The following is a 21,587-nucleotide window of genomic DNA, read 5'->3' on the forward strand; positions in this document are numbered from 1 at the left end:
CTCGAAAGCCAGATTCTCGAGTGCCGAGCCTTGGTTGTGCAGCCCGTCACCGATCGTGACGCTGATCTCGACCGGAACAGGCTTCAAGAACCGGATGCGGTGTGCAAGTCACCCAGGCTTGTCCGTCGGTTCAGGCGTGACCGAGTACGGATCGGCGTCCCGGAACGCCTCGACCTGCTGCTGCAGCGAATCCAAGTGCGTGCCGGACGGAGCAGTCACGGAGCAGGAGCGACTCAGCGCTTCTTGAGCCCTCGCCGACCGAGTCGCTCAAGTCCGATTGGATGACCTGAAATGCTTCTGAGCAGCGGAAACAGAGTTAGCTGAGGCCCTTGAGCAACTGGCGGGCCATGACGATGCGCTGGACCTGGTTGGTGCCTTCGTAGATCTGGGTGATCTTCGCGTCGCGCATCATGCGTTCGACCGGGTAGTCGTGGGTGTAGCCGTAGCCGCCGAGGAGTTGGACGGCGTCGGTGGTGACGGCCATGGCTACGTCGGAGGCGAAGCACTTGGCGGCGGCACCGAAGTAGGTGAGGTCGGCGGCGTTGCGCTCGGAGCGGCCGGCCGCAGAGTACGTGAGCTGGCGGGCCGCCTCGATCTTCATGCCCATGTCGGCGAGCATGAACTGCAGGCCCTGGAACTCCGCGATCGCCTTGCCGAACTGCTTGCGCTCCTTGACGTATCCGAGCGCGTAGTCCAGCGCGCCCTGCGCAATCCCGAGCGCCTGCGCGGCGATCGTCACCCGGGTGTGGTCCAGCGTCGCCATCGCGGTGGCGAACCCGGTCCCCGGCTCGCCGATCATCCGGTCGGCGGGGATCCGGACGTTGTCGAGGTACACCTCACGCGTCGGCGACCCCTTGATGCCGAGCTTCTTCTCCGGCGCACCGAACGACACACCGTCGTCGGACTTCTCGACGACAAACGCCGAGATCCCGCGGGACCGCGCGTCCGCATCGGTCACCGCGAACACGGTGTAGTAGTCGCTGACCCCGGCGTTCGTGATCCACCGCTTCACGCCGTTCAGTACATACGAGTCACCGTCGAGCACCGCACGGGTCTTCATCGAGACGGCGTCCGATCCGGCCTCGGGCTCGGACAGGCAGTACGAGAACATCGCGTCGCCCGCGGCCACCGGCGGCAGGTAGCGCTGCTTGACCTGGTCCGACGCGGACAGCAGCAGCGGCAGCGAGCCGAGCTTGTTCACCGCCGGGATCAGTGAGGTCGAGGCGCAGGCCCGGGCGACCTCCTCGATCACGATCACCGTCGCGAGCGCGTCCGCCCCGGCGCCGCCGTACTCCTCCGGGATGTGCGGCGCGTGGAAGTCCGACGCCTTCAGCGCGTCGTACGACGCCTTCGGGAACTCGGCCAGCTCGTCCACGTCACCCGCGTGCGGGGCGACCTTGGCGTCGCAGACGTCGCGGACCGCGGCCCGGATCGCCTCGTGCTCCTCGGACAGCGCGTACAGGTCGAATGAGTTACTCACGAGTCACACAGTACGACGAACAACCCGCTCCGGGAGGGCGTCGTACGGGAAAGTGACCAACAGCGCACGGGCTGGACATGAGCCCGTCATCGCGCGATAACCACGATGGGTAGAGTCCCCGGCATGAGTGAAGCGACCTCCCGCCCCCTGCGGATCGCCGTGATCGGCACCAACTACCTCGGCGCGAACACCGCCGCCGGGATGGCCGAGTTCGGTTTCGACGTGATCGGGGTCGAGATCGACGAACACCGGCTGAAGCTGCTGAACGACGGCAAGGCGCCGCTGTACGAACCAGGGCTGGACCCGCTGCTGAAGAAGCACACCGAGTCCGGCCGGCTGCGGTTCACCAAGGACTACCAGCTGATCGCGGACTGGGCCGACGTCCACTTCATCTGCGTCGGTACGCCGCAACTCGAGGGCAGCGAGGCGGCCGACCTGGCGCAGGTGAACTCGGTCGTCGACATGCTGGCGCCGTTGCTCACCCGGCCGACCCTGGTGGTCGGGCGCTCGACCGTCCCGGTCGGTACGTCGAAGCTGGTCGAGCAACGCTTCCACGCCGAGTCCCCGGCCGGTACGGCGGTCGAGATCGCCTGGCAGCCCGAGTTCCTCCGGGAGGCGCACGGCGTCGACGACACGCTGCACCCGGACCGGCTGGTGTTCGGCGTCCAGTCCGCGACCGCGGAAGCCCGCCTGCGCGAGGTTTTCGCCACCCCGATCGGCGAGGGTACGCCGGTCGTGGTCTGCAACCTGCCGACCGCCGAGCTGGTGAAGGGCGGCGCGAACGCCTTCCTGGCCACGAAGATCTCGTTCATCAACGCGCTCGCCGAGCTGGCCGACGCGACCGGTGCCGACGTCACCCAGCTCGCCGACGCGCTCGGCCACGACAAGCGGATCGGCCGCGGCATGCTGAACGCCGGCCCCGGGTACGGCGGCGGCTGCCTGCCGAAGGACCTGCGCGCGTTCATGCACCGCGCCGGCGAGCTCGGCGTCGAAGAAGTGATCACGTTCCTGCGTGAGGTCGACGACATCAACCAGCACCGCCGGGCCCGGATCGTCGACGTCACCCACGAGCTGCTCGGCGGCGAGTGGGTCGGCCGGAACGTCACCGTCCTCGGCGCCGCGTTCAAGGCCGGGACTGACGACGTACGCGACTCGCCGGCCCTCGATGTGGCCGGGCGGATCCAACTGCACGGCGCGAACGTCACGGTCTACGACCCGGAGGCGATGGAGAACGCCCGCAAGGTCCGTCCGACCCTGCGGTACGCCGCCTCCGCCACCGAGGCGTGCGAGGGCGCTCACGCCGTACTGCACCTGACGGAGTGGCCCGAGTTCCGTGAGCTCGACCCGGCCGCCTTGCGGGGAGTCGTCACCGCGCCGGCGATCATCGACGCCCGCCTCCTCCTCGACGCGGCAAAGTGGCGCGCCGCGGGCTGGATCTACCGCGCGCCGGGCAAGCCGTAGCCGCTAGGTGACGGTGGCGGCGCGGAGGACGGGGCGGGTCAGTACGACGAGACCGGTGATGGCCGCGGCGATGGAGATGCCGAGGCAGACACCGTTGATGCCCACCGAGTCCAGGTCGGCGAGGCTGCCGAGCACCGGGTTCATCACCACGAGCGCGAGGCTCTGGCAGAGCACCACGACGGACTGCAGGCGGGACTGGTAGTCCCGCTCGACCGAGTTCATCAGCAGCGGCAGCACGTGGCCGGTGAACGTGCCGACGCCGATCCCGCTCAATACGCCGGCAGCGAAGGCCAGCGGCAACGGATCGAGGAACGAGAGGCCGAGCAGACCCGCGGCCGCCACCAGCAGTCCGAGTGCGGCGAAGATGCCCGGCCGGGGAAACGCGCCGCGCAACAGGATGCGCAACGCGATCACCCCCACTCCGAGACTCCGGCTCGCCACCAGCAGGCCCGCGGTCGCGGCGTCCCAGTCGTGCGACCGGGCCAGCAGCGGGAAGAGCAACGCGTCCAGCGGCATCAGCAGACCGGCCGCGACCGTCATCGTGATCAGCAGTGCACGGGTCAGCGGCCGGCCGAAGGCGACCTTGATCCCGTCCACGATTGACCGGAACATGCCGGTCTGCATCCGCCGGGGTGGGCTGATCGTGTTCCGGAGCAGCAGCAGTACGCCGATCATCACGCCGAAGGTGATGGCGTCGAACCCCGCCGCCGCGGTGAGCCCGGACCAGCGGACCAGGACACCGCCGACCGCCGTACCGGTCACGGCGAAGACCACGCCGGTGACCTGGAAGCTGGCCAGCGCGCGCGGCACCTGCTCCGGCGGGACGAGCAGCCGGGGCATCGAGCGCGACGACGGCAGGAAGAACGCGTCGATCACGCCGACGATCAGCGCCAGCCCGAGCAGCAGCCAGATCGGCTCGCCGACGGCCAGAGTGGCCGGCACCAGCGCCACCGTCAGCAGGAACATCGCGGCACAACTGGCCAGCAGCACGCGCGGGGCGCCGAACCGGTCGCCGACCGCACCGCCGACCAGCAGCAGGGCGGCCCGCGGCGCGGCGGCCAGGAGTAGGACAAGTCCGGCGATACGGCCACCGTGTTGGCTGGCCGACCATCCGATGGCGAACGTCATCGTCAGGTCGCCGAGGAGGGACACGGCAGCTCCGAACAGCCAGATCCAGTAACGGACCGGGATGCGCTGCGTATCCGGTTCAGCGGGCGGAGTCACGATCGACGACCTTAGACGACATGGGTTAGGATCTCACGATCTACCCTGCCCGACCTGTGGAAAACAATTACATCGTCAGGATTTACGGAGCTCTGTCGCCCCGTCACGCACCGTAGCGCCCTTGGCCCGGGCCAGGTCGGCCAGGGACTCCTGGAAGGCGATCATCCGGTCCCGCAACTTCTCGTCGGACGCGGCCAGGATCCGGACCGCCAGCAGGCCCGCGTTCCGGGCGTTCCCGATCGACACGGTCGCCACCGGGACTCCGGCCGGCATCTGCACGATCGACAGCAGCGAGTCCATCCCGTCCAGGTACTTGAGCGGCACCGGTACGCCGATCACCGGCAGCGGAGTCACCGACGCGAGCATGCCGGGCAGATGCGCGGCCCCGCCGGCGCCGGCGATCAGCACCTTCAGGCCGCGCTCGTGCGCTGACCGTCCGTAGTCGATCATCTCGGCCGGCATCCGGTGCGCCGACACGACGTCTGCCTCAAAGGGCACGTCGAATTCCGCGCAGACCTCGGCGGCGGCCTTCATCGTCGGCCAGTCCGAGTCCGACCCCATCACGATTCCCACGCTGCGCCTGATGATGGACTCGCTCCGCTCGTTCATGGTGCCGCAATCCCTTACTCGTCGATGGTTCCGGTCAGGTACGCCGCCGCGTGCCGGGCGCGCCCCCGGGTCTCCTCGAGGTCGTCGCCGTACGCCGTGACGTGGCCGACCTTGCGTCCGGGCTTCACCGACTTCCCGTAGAAGTGGACCTTCAGCCCGGGGTCGCGGGCCAGGCAATGCAGTAGCCCTCGGTGCATGTCCTCGACGTCGCCGCCGAGCACGTTGACCATCACGGTGTACCGCGCTCGTGCGGCGGGCGACCCGAGTGGCAGGTCCAGCACCGCGCGCAGGTGGTTCTCGAACTGGGAGGTGACCGCGCCGTCGATCGACCAGTGGCCGGTGTTGTGCGGGCGCATCGCCAACTCGTTGACCAGCAGGCGGCCGTCGCGGGCCTCGAACATCTCGACCGCGAGGATCCCGACCACGCCGAGCTCGCCGGCGATCTTCAGCGCGGTCTGCTGCGCCTGCGCGGCCTTGTCCGGCGCGAGACCGGGAGCGGGCGCGGTGACTTCGACACAGATGCCGTTCTTCTGCACCGACTCGACGATCGGGTAGGCGACCGCCTGGCCATGCGGCGAACGGGCGACGATCGCCGACAGTTCGCGGACGAAGTCCACCTTCTCCTCGGCCAGGATCGGTACGCCGCTGCCGAACGCGGCCGCGACCGCCTCGTCGTCCGGGCCGTCCACGAACCAGACGCCCTTGCCGTCGTAGCCGCCGCGGGTGGTCTTGAGGATGATCGGGAATCCGCCGACCCGCTTGGCGAAATCGGCGACGTCGGCCGGCGTCTCCACCACCTGGTGAGCCGGCGACGGCGCGTCGAAAGTGTCCAGCCGCCGGCGCATGACCGCCTTGTCCTGGGCGTGCACGAGAGCGTCCGGACCGGGGTGGACATCGACCCCGTCGGCCTCGAGCGTGTGCAGCAGATCCGTCGGCACGTGCTCGTGGTCGAACGTGACCACGTCACACTCCGCGGCGAACCGGCGTACCGTCTCGGGGTGCTTGTAGTCGCCGACGGGTGCGTCCGCGACCGCCTGGGCCGCCGACACCGTCGGGCCCTCGGCCAGCACCCGGAGCTGGATGCCGAGCGCGACCGCCGTCTCCTGCGTCATCCGGGCCAACTGTCCACCGCCGACCATGCCGACCACTGGTGTTCCGGCCGGGAGGTCCTTCCGATCGAACTTCACAGGTTGGAGCCTAATGTCCATACAACAGCTGCACGCAGGCGGCTACCGCGGCACGCGGGCGATTTCGGAACCGGACCGTTCGCCGGGTACCGTGGGAAGCTGCCCTCCCGTCGCGGTGTGATCACAGAAGGTTCCGGAGACCTTGAAGCTCGTCACCAAGCTCTACGGCCAGGTCGAGCACCTGGTCCACGAAGTGGCCAAGTTCGGTCTTGTCGGTCTGCTCGGTCTGGTCGTCGATCTGCCGATCTACAACTGGCTGGTCTTCAACAACCCGCTGGTTCTCGCCGACTCCGGCGAGGGCATGCTGCACCACAAGCCGCTGACCGCGAAGCTGATCTCGACCACGATGGCGACCGTCGCGACGTACTTCGGGAACCGGTACTGGACCTGGAAGCACCGCGAGCGCAGCGGGCTGCACCGCGAGTACGTGCTGTTCTTCGTGCTGAACGGGATCGGCCTGCTGATCGCGGCCGGCTGCCTGGCCTTCTCCCGCTACGTGCTCGACATGCACAGCTGGCTGTCCGACAACATCGCCGCGAACTTCGTCGGCCTCGGACTCGGCACGCTCTTCCGCTTCTGGTCGTACCGCAAGTTCGTCTTCCGCGAGGAGCTCGAACTCGACGAGGCCGACCACACCCCGGACTCCCCCGCCGAGCTCGACCCAGAAACCACCGGCGACCTACCAGCCGTCCGCTGATCTCGCGCACGAAAGGCCGTTGGTTCCGCCGGTCGCTCGTGTGAGGATGCGGACGTGACCGACTTTGACGTGCGGGCGGCTGTGGCCGGGGAGTACGACGACGTACAGGGCGTGTTCGGCGGGGCGATGATGTTTGATCCGTCGCCGGACGATGTGAGCCGGCGGCTGTTCGAGCCGGAGCGCGCGCTGGTCGCGACGGACGGGGCGGCCATCATCGGCACCACGAGAGCGCTGACCCGTGACCTGTCCGTGCCGGGTGCAGTGGTGCCGGCCGCACACGTCACCGGGGTCGGGGTGCGACCGATTCATCGGCGCCGGGGCGTGATGGCAGAGTTGATCGTTCGCCAACTGCGTGAGGTGCCGGAAGCGATCGCGGTGCTGTGGGCCAGCGAGCCTGGCATCTACGGACGGTTCGGGTACGGCGCTGCCGCCTGGGGTACGTCGTACGAGATCGACCTGCGCCGGGTCGGGCCGCCGGACGTCCGGATCCGTCCCGGCGAGATCACCGAGCTGACCGCGGACGATGCCATCAAGGAACTGGCGCCGATCCTGCGGAGCCTGCAGGAGCGGCGACCCGGTGTGTCCGGCCGGTCGGAGCTCCGCTGGGAGGGGCACCTCCAGGACAAGAAGGACGACCGCGACGGCCGGACGGCCCGGCAGATCGTGGTCCACCGCGACGAGACCGGCACCGTCGACGGGTACGCGCTGTGGCGCGGCAAGCTCGAGTGGAGCCACGCCGGTCCGGCCAACCAGGTGATGCTGGAGGAGCTCGTCTCGCTCACCCCAGCGGCGTACAAGGCGCTGTGGCATTACGTGCTGACGCTCGATCTGGCCGCCACGCTCGGGTACGGGTACGCCGCCATGGACGAGCCACTGCAGCAACTCGTCGTCACACCGACCGCGCTGAACCGGCGGGTGAACGAATCGCTGTGGGTGAGGGTGACGGACGTCGTCCGTGCCCTCGGGCAGCGCCGGTACGCCGTACCGGTGGACCTCGTGCTCGATGTGACCGACGAGCTGATGCCGGCGAACGCCGGACGCTTCCGGCTGACCGCTGACGGCCCGAAGGTGCTGTGCGAGCGGACCGAGGACGCTGCCGACCTGAGTCTGTCGGTGACCGAGCTCGGCGCGACGTACCTCGGCGGTCGTCCGCTCGCCGAATTCGCCGCGACCGGCCGAGTCACCGAGCAGACCCCGGGCGCGATCGACTCCGCGACCGCCGCGTTCGCCTGGCCAGTTCTCCCGGTCAGCCTCGAGATCTTCTGAACAGCGCCAAGGGCAGGTCTAGCGGTCGCCGTCGTCGGAGCTGAACAGCGTCTCGCCGTCGTCGGACTTCGACCGCTGGTCCTCCTGCTGCGGCCGGCGGCGCATGTGCTCGGGCGGATCCTCGTCGGACAGGATGCCGTCGCCGGGTCGGCCCTCCGGCCCGCCGAAGAGCAGGTCGGACATCTGCAGATGGACGTGCTCGACGTGCGGTACGTCCGGCAGCACCACCTGACCGCGCTCGCCGGCGGACTCGATGTGCAGCGTGCCGCAGCCGAGGATCCGGTCGACCAGACCGTGCTCGTACGAGACGTCGTTGATCCGCATCAGCGGGATGTCCCGGCCGGTCCGGGTCAGGATGCCGTGCCGGGTGATCAGCCGCCGGTTCGTCACCGTGTACGTCGAGAAGAACCAGTTCAGGAAGGGCTTCAGCGCGAACGCCACCAGGATCACCACGCCGACCGCGAGGATCGCGATCCGCCCCGGCGTCTGCAGCGACCCCGACGGCACGATCGCGGCCAGGAACCCGCCCGCACCCGCCACCACCAGCAGCAGGAACACCGGGAAGATCAGCGCCTTCCAGTGCGTCCGGGTGCTGACGACGACGTACTCGTCCTCACCCAACAACTTCGCCGAGATCGCCATGCTCCCAGTGTCACAGTTCCCGGGTTCGGTTGTCCCGCGCCGACACGATCGGGTGTGGAAGTGGTTTAACACTTCACAAAATGCATACAGTCAGCCAAGATGCGCGAGGGGTAACAACTGGGGGGCCGAGAGAAGGAGCCGTGATGGGCATCTTGTCGGTACTCGATCGGGAGCACACCGTCGCACCACCGGGATACAGCCGCTGGCTGATCCCGCCGGCTGCACTGGCGGTCCACCTGTGTATCGGCCAGGCGTACGCGACCAGCGTGTACAAGACGTCGATGGTCAAGCACTTCGACACCAGCCAGACCGCGGTCGGCGTGGTGTTCAGCATCGCGATCGTGATGCTGGGCCTGTCCGCGGCCGTCGGCGGCACCTGGGTGGAGCGCAATGGCCCACGCAAGGCGATGTTCGTCGCCGCCTGCTTCTGGGCCGCTGGGTTCCTGGTCGGCGCCCTCGGCATCGGCACCGGGCAACTCTGGCTGGTCTACCTCGGGTACGGCTTCATCGGCGGCATCGGACTCGGGATCGGGTACATCTCGCCGGTGTCCACGCTGATCAAGTGGTTCCCGGACCGCCCGGGATTGGCGACCGGCCTGGCGATCATGGGCTTCGGCGGCGGCGCGCTGGTCGCGAGCCCGCTGTCGCGTCAGTTGCTGAGCCTGTACGACTCGGGCTACGACCCGGACGTCAGTACGTCGGTCGCCGGTGGCGGCGCGCTGGTCGGGCTGTTCCTCACCCTCGGCATCGTCTACTTCGCGATCATGATGTTCGGCGTCTTCACCATCCGGGTGCCGGCCGAGGGCTGGGTCCCCGACGGCTTCGACCCGGCGACGGTCAAGCAGAAGACGATGGTGACCACCGCGAACGTGTCCGCCGCGAACGCGATCAAGACCCCGCAGTTCTGGCTGCTCTGGGTGGTCCTGTTCTGCAACGTCACCGCGGGCATCGGCATCCTCGAGCAGGCCAGCCCGATGATCCAGGACTTCTTCCGCGGTGACGACGGCAAGTCGAGCGTCGCGGTCGCCGCGGCGGCCGGCTTCGTCGGGCTGCTGTCGATCTTCAACATGGCCGGCCGGTTCGGCTGGTCGACCACGTCGGACGTGATCGGCCGCAAGCCCATCTACATGATGTATCTGGGCGTCGGCATCATCGCCTACTTCCTGCTGGCCACCGTCGGGCCGAACAGCACGGTGATCTTCGTCCTGCTGGCCGCGGTCATCATCTCCTTCTACGGCGGTGGTTTCGCGACCGTACCGGCGTACCTGCGGGATCTGTTCGGCACCTATCAGGTGGGCGCGATCCACGGCCGGCTGCTGACCGCGTGGTCGGCGGCGGGCATCGCCGGGCCGCTGATCATCAACGGCTTCCTGGACCGGGAGGGCAAGCCCGGCACGCTGACGGCCGAGGCGTACCGGCCGGCGCTGTTCACGATGGTCGGGGTCCTGGCCGTCGGGTTCGTCGCCAACCTGCTGATCCGCGCGGTCGCCGACAAGTACCACGAAAGCTCCGAGACGACCGTGGAGGCATCACGATGAACCAGACCCCACGCCTGGTGGTCTCCTGGCTGCTGGTCGCCGTGCTGCTCGGCTACGGCGTGATCGAGACCCTGATCACCGCAGTCAAGATCTTCACCAGCTGAAAACAGCGATTTCGATCAAGTACGACGGAGCGGGCGGCGGCACGATGGTGGCATGACCACTGACGTGTTCGCCGCCTTCGTCGACGTACTGGCCGAGGCGCTGGACGAGCCTGGGGCGAAGGCCTCCGACCTGGCTGCCCGAGTGCGGCTGTCGCGGTCGCACCTTGACCGGGTGGTGGCGACTGCGGCGGGCGAGCGGCCGGGGGCGTTCCGGCGCCGGATCCTGCTGGAGCGGGCGGCGTACCGGCTGCTGACCGGGCCGGGGCACATCCTCGACGTCGCGGTCGAGGCCGGGTACGGATCCCACGAGGCGTTCACGCGTGCCTTCGGCCGGGCGTACGGCGTCCCGCCGGCGGCCTGGCGTGGCCGCCCGGACCGGATCCGCATCGACGCGCCCAGTGGCATCCATTTCCATCCACCGAACGGCCTGCGGGTGCCGGCCAGGGACAAGGTGAGCTCCATGGATCTTCTCCGCACGATCGTCGACCACCACGTCTGGCTCCTGGGCAGGATGCTCGACGAGGCCGCGACGCTGACCGACGAGCAACTGGACACCAGGATCGAGATCTCGGTCGAGGGCATCGACGCCGATCCGACCCTCCGCTCCCTGCTCTCCCGGCTGATCGGTCAGCTCGGCATGTGGCACGCGGCGCTGGCCGGGCAGGAGTACGACTTCTCCGTCGAGCAGGGCGAGAGCGTGCAGAGCATGCGCCGCCGCCTCGACGAGGTCGGGCCGGCGTTCGCAGCCGAGATCGGCGAACTGTGTGCGCAGGACCGCCTGGACGAACTGATCGTCTGCCCCGGCGAGAACGTCGAGGTCTACACGGCCGGCGCGATGATCGCCCATGTCATCACGTTCGCGTCGTACCGCCGTACTCTCGTCGCCGGTGCCCTGCACGACGCCGGCCGCGACGACTTCGACGGCGGCGACCCGATCCGCTGGATCACCCAGGCACGCTGATGTCCGCGCGGCTCCTGGCGGTCAACGTCGTCCACGAACTCATCCGCGGTCCGACCCGCTGGACGGCGATCGACAAGCGCCCGGTCATCGGTCCGGTCGCAGTCACCGAACTCGGGCTGGCCGGGGACGAGCAGTGCGACACCAGGTACCACGGCGGCCCGGACAAGGCCCTCTACGCGTACGCCGAGGAGGACGCCGACTGGTGGTCCGTCGAGCTGGACCGCGAGATCCCACCAGGCCTGTTCGGCGAGAACCTCACCACCTCCGGCCTCGACATCACCGGCGCCCTGATCGGCGAACGCTGGCGCATCGGCGGCCCGAAGACCGGCATCCTCGTCGAGGTCCGGTCACCCCGCGACCCGTGCGGCAACCTGTCCGCCCGGATGGGAATCCCGAAGTTCCATCGCAGCTTCGTAGCCACCGGCCGCGTCGGCGCCTACCTCAAAGTGCTCTCCACCGGCACAGTCCGAGCCGGCAACCGCATCACCGTCGTCCACCGCCCGAGCAGTGGCCGAACGGTCGGCGAGGTCTCAACCCGCGCGTAGGTGGGTGACGTCGCCGGCGGCGAGTGGGCGCGGGCCGTCTGCTGTGTCGACGATGAGGCGGCCGTCGGCGGCGAGGTCGCGGGCGGTGCCTTCGAGGTGGGTGCCGTCGGGGAGTTCGACGCGGACGGACCGGCCCAGGGTGGCGGAGAGCTCGTGGTACTCCGGGAGGATCGTGTCCGGGTCGCCGTCCGCGGCGACCCACGCCTGGTAGCGCGTGGACAGCTCACGCAGTACGGCGGCCAGGACGGTAGCGCGATCGGTCGTCGCGGCGCCCTCAAGGGCAAGGGATGTCGCGGCCGGATGGGGCTTCTCGGCCTCGCGCAGGGTCACGTTGAGGCCGATGCCGACCACAGCGGCCGGGCCTTCGACTCGCTCGAGCAGGATGCCCGCAAGCTTCCGGTCCTCGACCAGTACGTCGTTCGGCCACTTCACCAGCGCCGGGACCTCGCCAACCCGTCGCACGGCGGCGGTCACGGCCAACGACACCAGCAGACCCAGCCAAGGCCAGCGTGCCGGGCTCACACCCGTTGGGCGCAGCAGAGCCGACATCAGCACCGCGGACCGGGCCGGAGTGGTCCACGTGCGCCCCAGCCGCCCGCGACCGGACGACTGGTGCTCGGCAGCGACCACGAGCCCCTCAGCGGCCCCCGCACTCGCAGCCGCCGCGACAACAGCGTTCGTCGACTCCGTCTCAGCCAGTACGTCGATCTGCGTCCAGAACGAGCCGGGTCGTACCAGCCGCCCACTCAGAAAGCGCGCATCGAGGGGCGGCCGATCCAGGTCGCTGAACATCAGCCGGTGTTCTGCAGGCCGGCGGCGACGCCCGAGACGGTCAGCAACAGCAGCCGCCTGGTGCGGACGATCTGGCCCTCGTCGAGCGAGTCATCGGTCCGCAGCGTCCGGAGCGCCCGCAACTGCAGGTAGCTGAGGGCGTCGACGTACGGGTTCCGCAGCTCGACCGCTCGGCCCAGCACGCGGCGTCCCGCCAGCAGACGGTCCTGGTCGAGCACTCGTAGCACCCACTCCGTGGTCAGCTCGTGCTCGTCCAGCATCAGCTGGGTCAGGTCGGGCCGGTCGCCCAGCTCCAGGTAGCGGCCGAGGATGCGCCGGTCGGTCTTCGCCAGCGACATCTCCGCGTTCTCCAGCATCACCTGGAACAGCGGCCAGTTCTGGTTCGCATCCCGCAGTACGGCGACGTCCCCGACGGCCGACAGCGCGGAGCCGAGGCCGTACCAACCCGGGGCGTTCACGCGCGCCTGCGACCAGGCGAACACCCACGGGATCGCTCGCAGGTCCTCCAGCGACGACACCGCCACGCCGCGACGGGCCGGACGCGAGCCGAGAGGCAGCTGACCGAGCTCCTCCAACGGAGTCACCCGGCCGAACCAGTCCGCGAAGCCATCCGCCTTCACCAGCCGGTGGTACGTCGTACGCGCCGCCTCGTCGAGCGTCTTCTCCATCACGGCGAACCGGTCCGCCGCCACAGCCGCCCGCTCCTCGACAGCAGGCGTGGACGCGAGCAGCGTCGCCGCGGTCACCTGCTCGATGTGCCGCTGCGCGATCGGAGCGTTGCCGTAGCGAGCCGGGATCGCCTCACCCTGCTCGGTGAGCTTGAACCGGCCGGCCACCGATCCAGGAGCCTGCGCCAGTACGGCGCGGTTGGCCGGACCGCCGCCACGGCCGAGTGCACCACCACGACCGTGGAACAGCGTCAGCCGGATCGCGTTGCGCTGCGCCCATGCGGTGATCCGAGCCTGGGCGTCGTACAGCGCCAGCGTCGCCGACACCGGTCCGACGTCCTTGGCGGAGTCGGAGTACCCGAGCATGACCTCGAAGCGCCGGTCGTTGGCGGTGAGCCGGTGCCGGACCCGGGTCAGCTGGATCGCGTTGTCCAGCACCTCCACCGAGTTCTGCAGGTCCTCACCGGTCTCGAACAGCGGTACGACGTCCAGCTCGATCGGGCGACCGTCCATCGCGGCGTCCGCAAGCTCGTAGACCGCTGCGAGGTCACCGGCGTTCCGGGTGAACGAGACGACGTACCGGCGGCAGGCCTCGGGGCCGAAGCGCTGCTGGATCTGACCGATCACCCGCAGCGTCGCCAGCACCTCCTCGGTCTGGTCGGACAGCTCGCCGCCACCCAGCACCTCCTCCAGGGCCTTGGTGTGGACCGACGAGTGCTGACGAACCTCCAGCTCGGCCAGGTGGAAGCCGAACGACGTCACCTGCCAGATCAGTTGCTGCAGATCGCCGTACGCCTGCCGCGGGGCGCCCGCGGTGACCAGCGAGTCCTGCAGCACCTTGAGCTCGTGCTGGAAGTCGGACGCCCGCGGGTAGCCGAAGTCCGCGTCGCGAGCGCGGGTCGCGGCCAGTCGGCGCGCAGCGAGAAGCAGAAGCTGCCGGTGAGGCTCGGCAGGTGAGCGCGTCTCGATGTCCGCGATCAGATCGGGGTTGACCGCCCGCGCGTCCTCCAGGATGCGGCGGACCGGAGCGGACGGCGGCGTGGTCGCTGCGTCGAGCGTCAGGGCCCGGCCGAGCTCGTCCGTGGCCTGCTCGAGCGCCCGAAGCACGTGGTCGGCCTGGATCTGCATCGCCTCGCGGGTGATCGCGGCGGTGACGTTCGGGTTGCCGTCGCGGTCGCCGCCGATCCACGAGCCGAGCCGGACGAACGGCGCGACCACCGGCGGTCTGGTCCCGGCCGAGTCGCCGGCCAGCGCGTCGTCGAGGCGGCGGTAGACGTTGCCCACGACATCGAACAGCGTCTCCTCGAACACCGCCATCGCGGACCGCACCTCGTCCAGCGGCGACGGCCGGCTGGTGCGCAGTTGCGACGTACGCCAGAGGATGTCGACCTGCTCGATCAGGCGACGCCGGTTCTCGGCCAGTTCGCTGTCGCCGGCGCGCGGGTCGCTCCGCTCCTCCAGCAACGACGAGATGCGCCGGATCGTCGCCAGTACGGCGCGGCGGCGGGCCTCGGTCGGGTGCGCGGTCAGCACCGGGCGGAACTCCAACCCGTTCAGCAACGCGCGGGCCTGCTGCTCACCGCTGTCCCGGGAGATCTGCTCCACTGCCTGGGCCAGCTCGGACACCGCCGGCCTGTCACTCGCGCGGTCGCGCTCGCGCAGGACGCGAGCCCGGTGCAGCTCCTCGCTCAGGTTGGTGAGGTGGAAGTAGCAGGTGAAGGCCCGCGCCACGTCCTCGGCCCGCTCGTGTGGCCAGGAGGCCACCAGCTGCTCGGCCGCGGCGCCGTCGCCGGCGATGGTGAGTTCGCGCAGCTTCTCCACGTCGTCGAGCAGCGGCTGCCCGGCGTACTCGACGAGAACACGTCCGAGCAGTTCGCCGAGCAGCCGTACGTCGGCACGCAGCTCCTCGGGGACTTCGAAACGTGCGCGGGTACGGGTGCGCGCGGTTGCCTGACTACCGGTCTCGGTCACGTTCGCCCACCCTATCGGCGGGCGCACGTCGGCGCCGCTCAGTCCAACAGCTGGAAGCCGATCGTGACCGACTGCTCAGCTACTTCACAGTAAGAGGATCAGACGTTACCGAAGCCGCCGCCGACGACCTGGGAGACCACCGTGGCCAGCTCGACCGGGGTCCGGTCGGTGCCGTCGACCACGAGCATCCGGGCGCAGGACTCGGTCATCGAGGCGAGCAGCTCGGCCAGGACGGGCAGGTTCGCATCCGGGTCGGTGACGCCTGGCAACGACTTCAGCAGGGTCAGCCGTAGGCCTTCGACCAGGAACGCCCGGGCAGCCCGGACTCGCTCCGACACCGCCGGGGCAGCGCCGTACTGGGCTCCGAAGACGATGCGCCAGGACTGCGGGTTCTTGGCGGCGGTGGTGAGGAAGCCGGTCAGGCCGTCGAGCACTTGCTCCTCAGGGGTGCCGATGCTCGGATCGGCCGGCAGTGCGCTGACGATCGAGATGACGAGGTGCTGCTCCTCGCGGGCGAGCAGGGCCAGCAGCAGTTCGTCGCGGTTGGCGAAGCAGTCGTAGACGACCGGCTTGGTCACACCGGCGGCATCCGCGACAGACTGCATCGTGGTCCCGGCGTAACCGTTCGCGGAGAACACCTCGAGGGCCGCGTCCAGGAGCATCGGGCGCCGCCGCTCCGGGCCCAGATGGGCCGCCCGCCGGCGTTTTTCCGTATCCCCTGATGTGTCCCCAACCACTTGACAAACCTACAGCATCGTAGGAAATTCCTACAGTCTGGTAGGAACTACCGGACAGGTCTGGCGAGAACTGCCGCGGGGGTGGTCGATGGCCGAGCGAGGCAGTGCCGGCTGGCTCGAGTCCGAGGGCCTCACCGCCCTGGACGCGAGTGAGCTGGCCCGGCTGGTCGACCGGACCTCGGAGCGGGAGCTTCGGCATCGGCTCATCGGGGGTGTGCGAGAGATCGCGTTGCGCGAGATCTTTCGCCGGATGCCGGAGTATCTCCGCCCCGCCCGGGCCGCCGGGTTCGATGCGATCGTCGCGTGGCAGATCACGGGGGCCGGCGGCGACGGTCGTCCCGACGGCGTGGACGTGTACTGGATCCGGGTCAGCGACGGCCGCTGCCGGCTGCTGTCCGAGCCGCCCGAGGCCGCCGACATCTCGATCCGGACCGACCCGGCCACCCTGCTGCGGGTTGTCACCGGCAACGAAGACCCGGTCCTGGCCGTGCTCAAGCAACGCCTCTCGGTCCGCGGTGACCTGGCGCTGGCGGCCCGGCTGACCAAGATCTTCGCCGTCGGCCCGGCCTGAGTACGGCGTACCCGGCAGCGTTGCGGCCGACGTCACAACACGTCACGGCGCGCTGCCGTTAGGCTGCCCGATTATGGGAGAGACCGTGAACATCCACACCACCGCCGGGAAGCTCGCGGACCTCGAGCACCGGCTCGACGAGGCGGTGCACGCCGGGTCGGAGCGCGCGGTGGAGAAGCAGCACGCCCGCGGCAAGAAGACTGCCCGCGAGCGGATCGCGTTGCTGCTGGACGAGGGTTCCTTCTCCGAGCTGGACGAGTTCGCCCGGCACCGCTCGACCTCCTTCGGCCTGGACGGCAACCGCCCGTACGGCGACGGCGTGGTGACCGGGTTCGGCACCATCGACGGCCGGCAGGTGTGCGTGTTCGCGCAGGACTTCACCGTCTTCGGCGGCAGCCTCGGTGAGGTCTTCGGCGAGAAGATCGTCAAGGTGATGGACCTGGCGATGAAGATCGGCTGCCCGCTGATCGGCATCAACGACTCCGGCGGCGCGCGGATCCAGGAGGGCGTGGTCAGCCTCGGCCTGTACGGCGAGATCTTCCGCCGCAACGTTCGTGCCTCCGGCGTCATCCCGCAGATCTCGCTGATCATGGGCCCGTGTGCCGGTGGTGCGGTCTACTCCCCCGCGGTCACCGACTTCACCGTGATGGTGGACGAATCGTCGTACATGTTCATCACCGGGCCGGACGTGATCAAGACCGTCACCGGCGAGGACGTCAGCCAGGAGGAGCTCGGCGGCGCCCGGACCCACAACACCAAGTCCGGCAACGCGCACTACCTCGGCAGCGACGAGGAGGACGCGATCGAGTGGGTGAAGGCGCTGGTCGGCCACCTGCCGCAGAACAACCTCGAGGACCCGCCGGCGTACGACGCCCCGGCCGACCTCGACGTGACCGAGACCGACCTGGCGCTGGACACGTTGATCCCGGACTCGCCGAACCAGCCGTACGACATGCACACCGCGATCGAGGCGGTGGTCGACGACGGCGACTTCCTCGAGGTACAGACGCTGTTCGCGCCGAACATGATCGTCGGGTTCGGCCGGGTGGAAGGCCGCCCGGTCGGCGTGGTCGCGAACCAGCCGATGCAGTTCGCCGGCACGCTCGACATCGACGCGTCCGAGAAGGCGGCCCGGTTCGTCCGCACCTGCGACGCTTTCAACCTGCCGATCCTGACCTTCGTCGACGTGCCCGGCTTCCTGCCCGGAACCGACCAGGAGTGGAACGGCATCATCCGCCGCGGCGCGAAGCTGATCTACGCGTACGCCGAGGCGACCGTGCCGATGATCACCGTGATCACTCGCAAGGCCTACGGCGGCGCGTACGACGTGATGGGCTCGAAGCACCTCGGCGCGGACATGAACATCGCCTGGCCGACCGCCCAGATCGCGGTGATGGGCGCCCAGGGTGCGGTGAACATCCTGTATCGCCGCGAACTGGCCGGCACCGATGATGCCGAGTCCCGTCGGCAGCAACTGATCACGGAGTACGAGGACCACCTGGCGAACCCGTACATCGCGGCCGAGCGCGGCTACATCGACGCGGTCATCAAGCCGAGCGAGACCCGCGCCGAGATCATCCGCGCCCTGCGCCTGCTGCGCACCAAGCGCGACACCCTGCCGCCCAAGAAGCATGGGAACATCCCGCTGTGACCGGCCTGGAAGTAGTCAGAGGCAATCCGACGCCGGAGGAGCTCGCGGCTCTGGTGGCTGTGATCGCGGCGCGCTCCACGGCGGCCGCCGTACCGGCTGAACCGGGTCGCGCGTCGGACTGGGCGGCGTACTGGCGCCACGCCCGCCGTCCGCTTCACCCCGGCCCGGGTCGTTGGCGCGCGTCCGCTCATCCGTGACACTGAGGGCATGGCCAGATACGAGGTCAACCCTGAAGCCGTCGAGTACGCGCGGAAGCTGATCGACGGACGGCAGTACGTGCTGGACAGTGACTGGGGTGAGGTGCAGCCGCGGGCGGACGACCAGAACGCCTTCCTCGACAAGCACAGCTGGGACGAGTACGGCGCCTGGCACCTCGGCCTGACCGATGGCGCGGGTGCCGAGACCAAGGCGCGGTACGCCTTCGTCATGGGCGACTTCCGGCGCATCCATCGGACCGGCCTGATCGCCTGCGTCTACCGCGCCTCGGAGTGGCGCCACAAGGCAGTCGAACTGGCCGCCCACGACCTTCTCCAGGAACTGGACGCGAAGGCCGGCCTGAAGGCTTAGGTACGCCGGAAGCGGACCAGGGGGTAGATCGGGGTCTGGTCGGTGTTGCGGGGTGGGCCGGGGAAGGTGGTCGCGCCGTCGAGGGTCAGTCCGTGGTGGGCTGCTCGGGCGACCAGGTGGGTGATGGCGTCCTGGGCGCGGGTGTCGTTGGGACCTCGGCCGTCGGCGTAGCGGCCGGCGTCGGACTTGTCGGTGGTGGTGACGAAGACGCCGTCGGGGCGCAGGACTCGCGCGATCTCGGCGAGTGCGGCGTCGCTGTCCTCCAGCAGGTGCAGAAACCAGACGGCAACCACCGCATCACAACGCCTGTCGGCGATCGGAAGCTTGGCGGCGTCGGCCGCGGCAACATGCCCAGGCAACCGAACCCGCGCCCGCCGAAGCATCGCACTCGACAGGTCGACGCCGTGCACCAAGTTGCCCAGAGCAACAAGCTCTGCACCGACGATCCCAGTACCTACGGCCAGTTCCAGCACCCTCCCGCCCTTCGGCAGGAGCGAGTGGACAGCGAGGGCCGCCGCCTTGGCACGTTCTGCGCCGCCTCGGGTGTCGTCGTAGCGGGCTGCTTCGGATTCGTCGTAGGCGAAGGGGGTGGCGGATCGCCAGAGCGCCGGCCAGGAGATGCCTACCTCGGCGAGCATGCGGCGAAGCAGCGGGAGCGAGACACCGACGACGTTGTGGTAGTCGCCCTGGATGCCGGTGACGAACGGGCCGCCGAGACCGTCGACCGTGAACGACCCCGCAACCACCAGCGGTTCCCCGGTGGCGACGTACGCGTCGATCTCCTCGTCGGTCAGGTCGGCGAAGTACACCTCGGTCGACTCCAGCTCCCGCAGTTCCTGCTTGGAGTTCGTGTCGATCAGGCAGTGCCCGGTGTGCAGTACGCCGCTCCGCCCGCGCATCGACCGCAGTCGTTCCCGTGCGACTTCCGGCGTACCGGGCTTGCCGTACGGCTCACCGTCGAGCTCCAGCACCGAGTCGCAGCCGAGCACGGTCGCGTGCTCGGTCAGGCTCGCCACGACCGCTCGCGCCTTCAGCGTCGCCAGCAGCCGGGCGAGCTCACCCGGGCTCTCCGCGGTGATGTGGTCCTCGTCGACACCGGAGACGATCACCTCCGGCTCGACCCCGGCGCCACGCAACGTCTTCAGCCGCGCCGGCGACGCCGACGCGAGCACGAACCGCACGTTCACAGCTGAGTCGTTCACCGCTGGGTCGCTCACAGCTTGGCGAGCGCCCGGCGCAGCGGGTCCAGTCCGATCGAGCCCAGGTTCAGCGCGTCGGAGTGGAACGACCGCAGGTCGAACACGGCCCCCTTGCGCTGCTTGGCCTCCTCCCGCGCCTGCAGCCAGATCCGCTCGCCCACCTTGTACGACGGCGCCTGTCCCGGCCAGCCGAGGTAGCGGTTCAGCTCGGCCCGCAGGAACTCGCTCTCCATCCGGCAGTGCGCCCGCAGGAACTCGAACCCGAGCTCGGCGTTCCACCGCTCGCCCGGCCGCCAGCCGAACGGGTTGTCGCGCGGGATCTCCAGCTCCAGGTGCATGCCGATGTCGATGATCACCCGGGCCGCGCGGAAGCCCTGCGCGTCGAGCATGCCGAAGCGGGCACCCGGATCCTCGAGGTAGCCCAGCTCCTCCATCAGGCGTTCGGCGTACAGGGCCCAGCCCTCGCCGTGGCCCGACACCCAGCAGTCGAGCCGCTGCCACCGGTTGAGCAGGTCGGTGCGCAGCATGGTCTGCGCGCACTGGAGGTGATGCCCGGGCACGCCCTCGTGGTAGACCGTGGTGACCTCGCGCCAGGTGGCGAAGTCCTCGATGCCGGCTGGAACCGCCCACCACATCCGGCCCGGCCGCGTGGTCAGGTCCTCGCTCGGCTGCGTGTAGTAGATCGAGCCGTCCGAGGTCGGCGCGATCATGCACTCGAGCGTGCGGATCTCGTCCGGGATGTCGAAGTGCGTCGCGCCCAGCTCGGCCACGGCCGCGTTGGACATCTCCTGCATCCAGTCGCGGAAGGCTTCCTTGCCGTGGATCTTGCGGCCCGGGTCGTTGTCGAGCACGGAGGCGGCCGCCTCGATGCTGCGGTCGCCGCCGTTCAGGCCGGCCGCGATCGCCTGCATGTCCGCCTCGATCCGGGCCAGCTCCTGCCAGCCCCACGCGTACGTCTCCTCGAAGTCGATCGCGGCACCGAGGAAGCTGCGCGAGGCCAGCTCGTACACCTCCCGGCCGCACGCGTCCCGCTGCGGTGCACGCGGCGCGATCTCCGAAGTCAGCCAGGCGCCGAACTGCTCGTAGGCCTTCCGCGCCGAAGCGGACGCGGCCTCGACCTCCGACTTGACCGCGCCGTCGGGTGCCTGCGCGGCCAGGCCGGCGAAGAAGTCGTCGCCTTCGGCACCGGTCCAGCTGGCGATCCGGGCGGCCAGGTCGTTCACCTGACGCAGCGCCGACACACGTCCGAGCCCAGCCTGCTCCAGCAACGTCTCGCGGTACCCGTCCAGCGCCGTACCGACCTGGTTGAGCCGGATCGCGACGGTCTCCCAGTCCTGCTCGGTCGCGGTCGGCATCAGGTCGAACACCGAGCGGATCTCGGACGGGACCGAGGCGATCGCGTTCAGCTGATGCTGCGGGACGCCGGCGCGGTACCGCTCCAGCTCCAGTCCGAGCCGCTCGAGGAACGCGTCCTTGGCGACCTCCTCGCGCGGGCTGCTGGTCGCGGTGGCCTCGGCCTCGGCGACGGTCCGCTGCGTCAGTTCGGTCAGCGCCCCGAAACCGGACGGCGTGTAGTCCGGCAACTCGTGGTCGTGGCCGGTGATGCCCAGGTAGGTCGCGGAGATCGGCTGCAGGACGACGTACTGCTCCAGATACCGCTCGGAGAGCTGGTCGATCGGGCTGTCCGGTGTGGTGGCTTCGCTCACCTGGCCGACCC

General features: G+C 69.4%; 21 protein-coding genes. 11 read left to right on the plus strand and 10 right to left on the minus strand.

Translation table 11 applies throughout. From position 1 onward, the window contains the following. Positions 1-316: 316 nt before the first annotated feature. Positions 317-1,480, minus strand: a complete 1,164-nt coding sequence (locus tag E0H75_RS29050; protein ID WP_131516858.1) for an acyl-CoA dehydrogenase family protein — start codon at positions 1,478-1,480, stop codon at positions 317-319. 123 nt (positions 1,481-1,603) lie between these two features. On the opposite strand from E0H75_RS29050, the gene E0H75_RS29055 reads away from it, so the two are divergent. Continuing rightward, entirely contained in the window at positions 1,604-2,941 is a 1,338-nt protein-coding gene (locus tag E0H75_RS29055) for a UDP-glucose dehydrogenase family protein (protein WP_202873222.1), read from the plus strand. A gap of 3 nt (positions 2,942-2,944) precedes the next feature. On the opposite strand, the gene E0H75_RS29060 is transcribed toward E0H75_RS29055, so the two are convergent. From E0H75_RS29060 to E0H75_RS29070, 3 genes are all read right to left on the minus strand, one after another. Next, entirely contained in the window at positions 2,945-4,165 is a 1,221-nt protein-coding gene (locus tag E0H75_RS29060; protein WP_131516860.1) for an MFS transporter, read from the minus strand. A 75-nt stretch (positions 4,166-4,240) separates the two neighbouring features. Next, on the minus strand, positions 4,241-4,774 hold the full coding sequence (gene purE, locus E0H75_RS29065; RefSeq protein WP_131516861.1) for a 5-(carboxyamino)imidazole ribonucleotide mutase: 534 nt from the start codon (positions 4,772-4,774) through the stop codon (positions 4,241-4,243). A gap of 14 nt (positions 4,775-4,788) precedes the next feature. Next, a complete protein-coding gene (locus tag E0H75_RS29070; protein ID WP_238163337.1) occupies positions 4,789-5,961 on the minus strand; it encodes a 5-(carboxyamino)imidazole ribonucleotide synthase in 1,173 nt (390 codons plus the stop codon). Between the two features lie 142 nt (positions 5,962-6,103). Between E0H75_RS29070 and E0H75_RS29075 the strand changes: the two genes are divergently transcribed. Further along, on the plus strand, positions 6,104-6,658 hold the full coding sequence (locus E0H75_RS29075; RefSeq protein WP_131516863.1) for a GtrA family protein: 555 nt from the start codon (positions 6,104-6,106) through the stop codon (positions 6,656-6,658). A 54-nt stretch (positions 6,659-6,712) separates the two neighbouring features. Further along, complete coding sequence (locus E0H75_RS29080; RefSeq protein ID WP_131516864.1) at positions 6,713-7,924, plus strand: GNAT family N-acetyltransferase; 1,212 nt, start codon at positions 6,713-6,715, stop codon at positions 7,922-7,924. Between the two features lie 18 nt (positions 7,925-7,942). Here E0H75_RS29080 and E0H75_RS29085 read toward each other — a convergent pair whose 3' ends face one another. Next, positions 7,943-8,566, minus strand: coding sequence for a PH domain-containing protein (locus E0H75_RS29085; protein WP_131516865.1), 624 nt, complete (start codon positions 8,564-8,566; stop codon positions 7,943-7,945). Positions 8,567-8,709: 143 nt separating this feature from the next. Here E0H75_RS29085 and E0H75_RS29090 point away from each other — a divergent pair, with 143 nt between their 5' ends. From E0H75_RS29090 to E0H75_RS29100, 4 genes are read left to right on the plus strand one after another with little or no spacing between them, the layout of a single operon-like run. Beyond that, positions 8,710-10,104, plus strand: a complete 1,395-nt coding sequence (locus E0H75_RS29090) for an OFA family MFS transporter (RefSeq protein ID WP_202873223.1) — start codon at positions 8,710-8,712, stop codon at positions 10,102-10,104. After that, entirely contained in the window at positions 10,101-10,208 is a 108-nt protein-coding gene (locus E0H75_RS45095; RefSeq protein ID WP_420323307.1) for an MFS transporter small subunit, read from the plus strand. Before E0H75_RS29090 ends, E0H75_RS45095 begins: the two co-directional genes overlap by 4 nt. Before the next feature lie 52 nt (positions 10,209-10,260). Then, complete coding sequence (locus tag E0H75_RS29095) at positions 10,261-11,169, plus strand: helix-turn-helix transcriptional regulator (protein WP_131516867.1); 909 nt, start codon at positions 10,261-10,263, stop codon at positions 11,167-11,169. Further along, the gene (locus tag E0H75_RS29100; protein WP_131516868.1) at positions 11,169-11,714 is read left to right on the plus strand and encodes an MOSC domain-containing protein; all 546 of its coding nucleotides are present in this window, start codon (positions 11,169-11,171) and stop codon (positions 11,712-11,714) included. The genes E0H75_RS29095 and E0H75_RS29100 overlap by 1 nt, the downstream gene beginning before the upstream one ends. Here the strand turns inward: E0H75_RS29100 and E0H75_RS29105 are convergent. The 3 genes from E0H75_RS29105 to E0H75_RS29115 form a co-directional block, all read right to left on the minus strand. Next, positions 11,700-12,506 carry a biotin--[acetyl-CoA-carboxylase] ligase gene (locus E0H75_RS29105; RefSeq protein WP_131516869.1) on the minus strand — a complete coding sequence of 269 codons (807 nt, stop codon included), beginning with the start codon at positions 12,504-12,506 and terminating at the stop codon, positions 11,700-11,702. The genes E0H75_RS29100 and E0H75_RS29105 overlap by 15 nt on opposite strands. Beyond that, entirely contained in the window at positions 12,506-15,145 is a 2,640-nt protein-coding gene (locus E0H75_RS29110) for a phosphoenolpyruvate carboxylase (RefSeq protein WP_131516871.1), read from the minus strand. The genes E0H75_RS29105 and E0H75_RS29110 overlap by 1 nt, the downstream gene beginning before the upstream one ends. Positions 15,146-15,243: 98 nt before the next feature. Next, a complete protein-coding gene (locus tag E0H75_RS29115; protein WP_131516872.1) occupies positions 15,244-15,807 on the minus strand; it encodes a TetR/AcrR family transcriptional regulator in 564 nt (187 codons plus the stop codon). Positions 15,808-15,970: 163 nt separating this feature from the next. Between E0H75_RS29115 and E0H75_RS29120 the strand changes: the two genes are divergently transcribed. From E0H75_RS29120 to E0H75_RS29135, 4 genes are all read left to right on the plus strand, one after another. Next, entirely contained in the window at positions 15,971-16,453 is a 483-nt protein-coding gene (locus E0H75_RS29120; RefSeq protein WP_131516874.1) for an SCP2 sterol-binding domain-containing protein, read from the plus strand. A 73-nt stretch (positions 16,454-16,526) separates the two neighbouring features. Then, on the plus strand, positions 16,527-18,104 hold the full coding sequence (locus tag E0H75_RS29125) for an acyl-CoA carboxylase subunit beta (protein ID WP_202873224.1): 1,578 nt from the start codon (positions 16,527-16,529) through the stop codon (positions 18,102-18,104). Next, a complete protein-coding gene (locus tag E0H75_RS29130; protein ID WP_202873225.1) occupies positions 18,101-18,301 on the plus strand; it encodes an acyl-CoA carboxylase subunit epsilon in 201 nt (66 codons plus the stop codon). Before E0H75_RS29125 ends, E0H75_RS29130 begins: the two co-directional genes overlap by 4 nt. Before the next feature lie 10 nt (positions 18,302-18,311). Then, positions 18,312-18,671 (plus strand): hypothetical protein, encoded by a 360-nt coding sequence (locus E0H75_RS29135; protein WP_131516877.1) that lies wholly within the window; start codon positions 18,312-18,314, stop codon positions 18,669-18,671. On the opposite strand, the gene E0H75_RS29140 is transcribed toward E0H75_RS29135, so the two are convergent. Both E0H75_RS29140 and E0H75_RS29145 read right to left on the minus strand, forming a co-directional pair. Continuing rightward, entirely contained in the window at positions 18,668-19,873 is a 1,206-nt protein-coding gene (locus E0H75_RS29140) for a Maf family nucleotide pyrophosphatase (RefSeq protein ID WP_131516878.1), read from the minus strand. The genes E0H75_RS29135 and E0H75_RS29140 overlap by 4 nt on opposite strands. Positions 19,874-19,884: 11 nt before the next feature. Next, positions 19,885-21,576, minus strand: coding sequence for a DUF885 domain-containing protein (locus E0H75_RS29145; RefSeq protein ID WP_238163338.1), 1,692 nt, complete (start codon positions 21,574-21,576; stop codon positions 19,885-19,887). Between the last annotated feature and the right edge of the window lie 11 nt (positions 21,577-21,587).

Origin of the sequence: Kribbella capetownensis (assembly GCF_004331485.1) — a bacterium.
GTDB classification, from domain to species: Bacteria; Actinomycetota; Actinomycetes; order Propionibacteriales; family Kribbellaceae; genus Kribbella; species Kribbella capetownensis.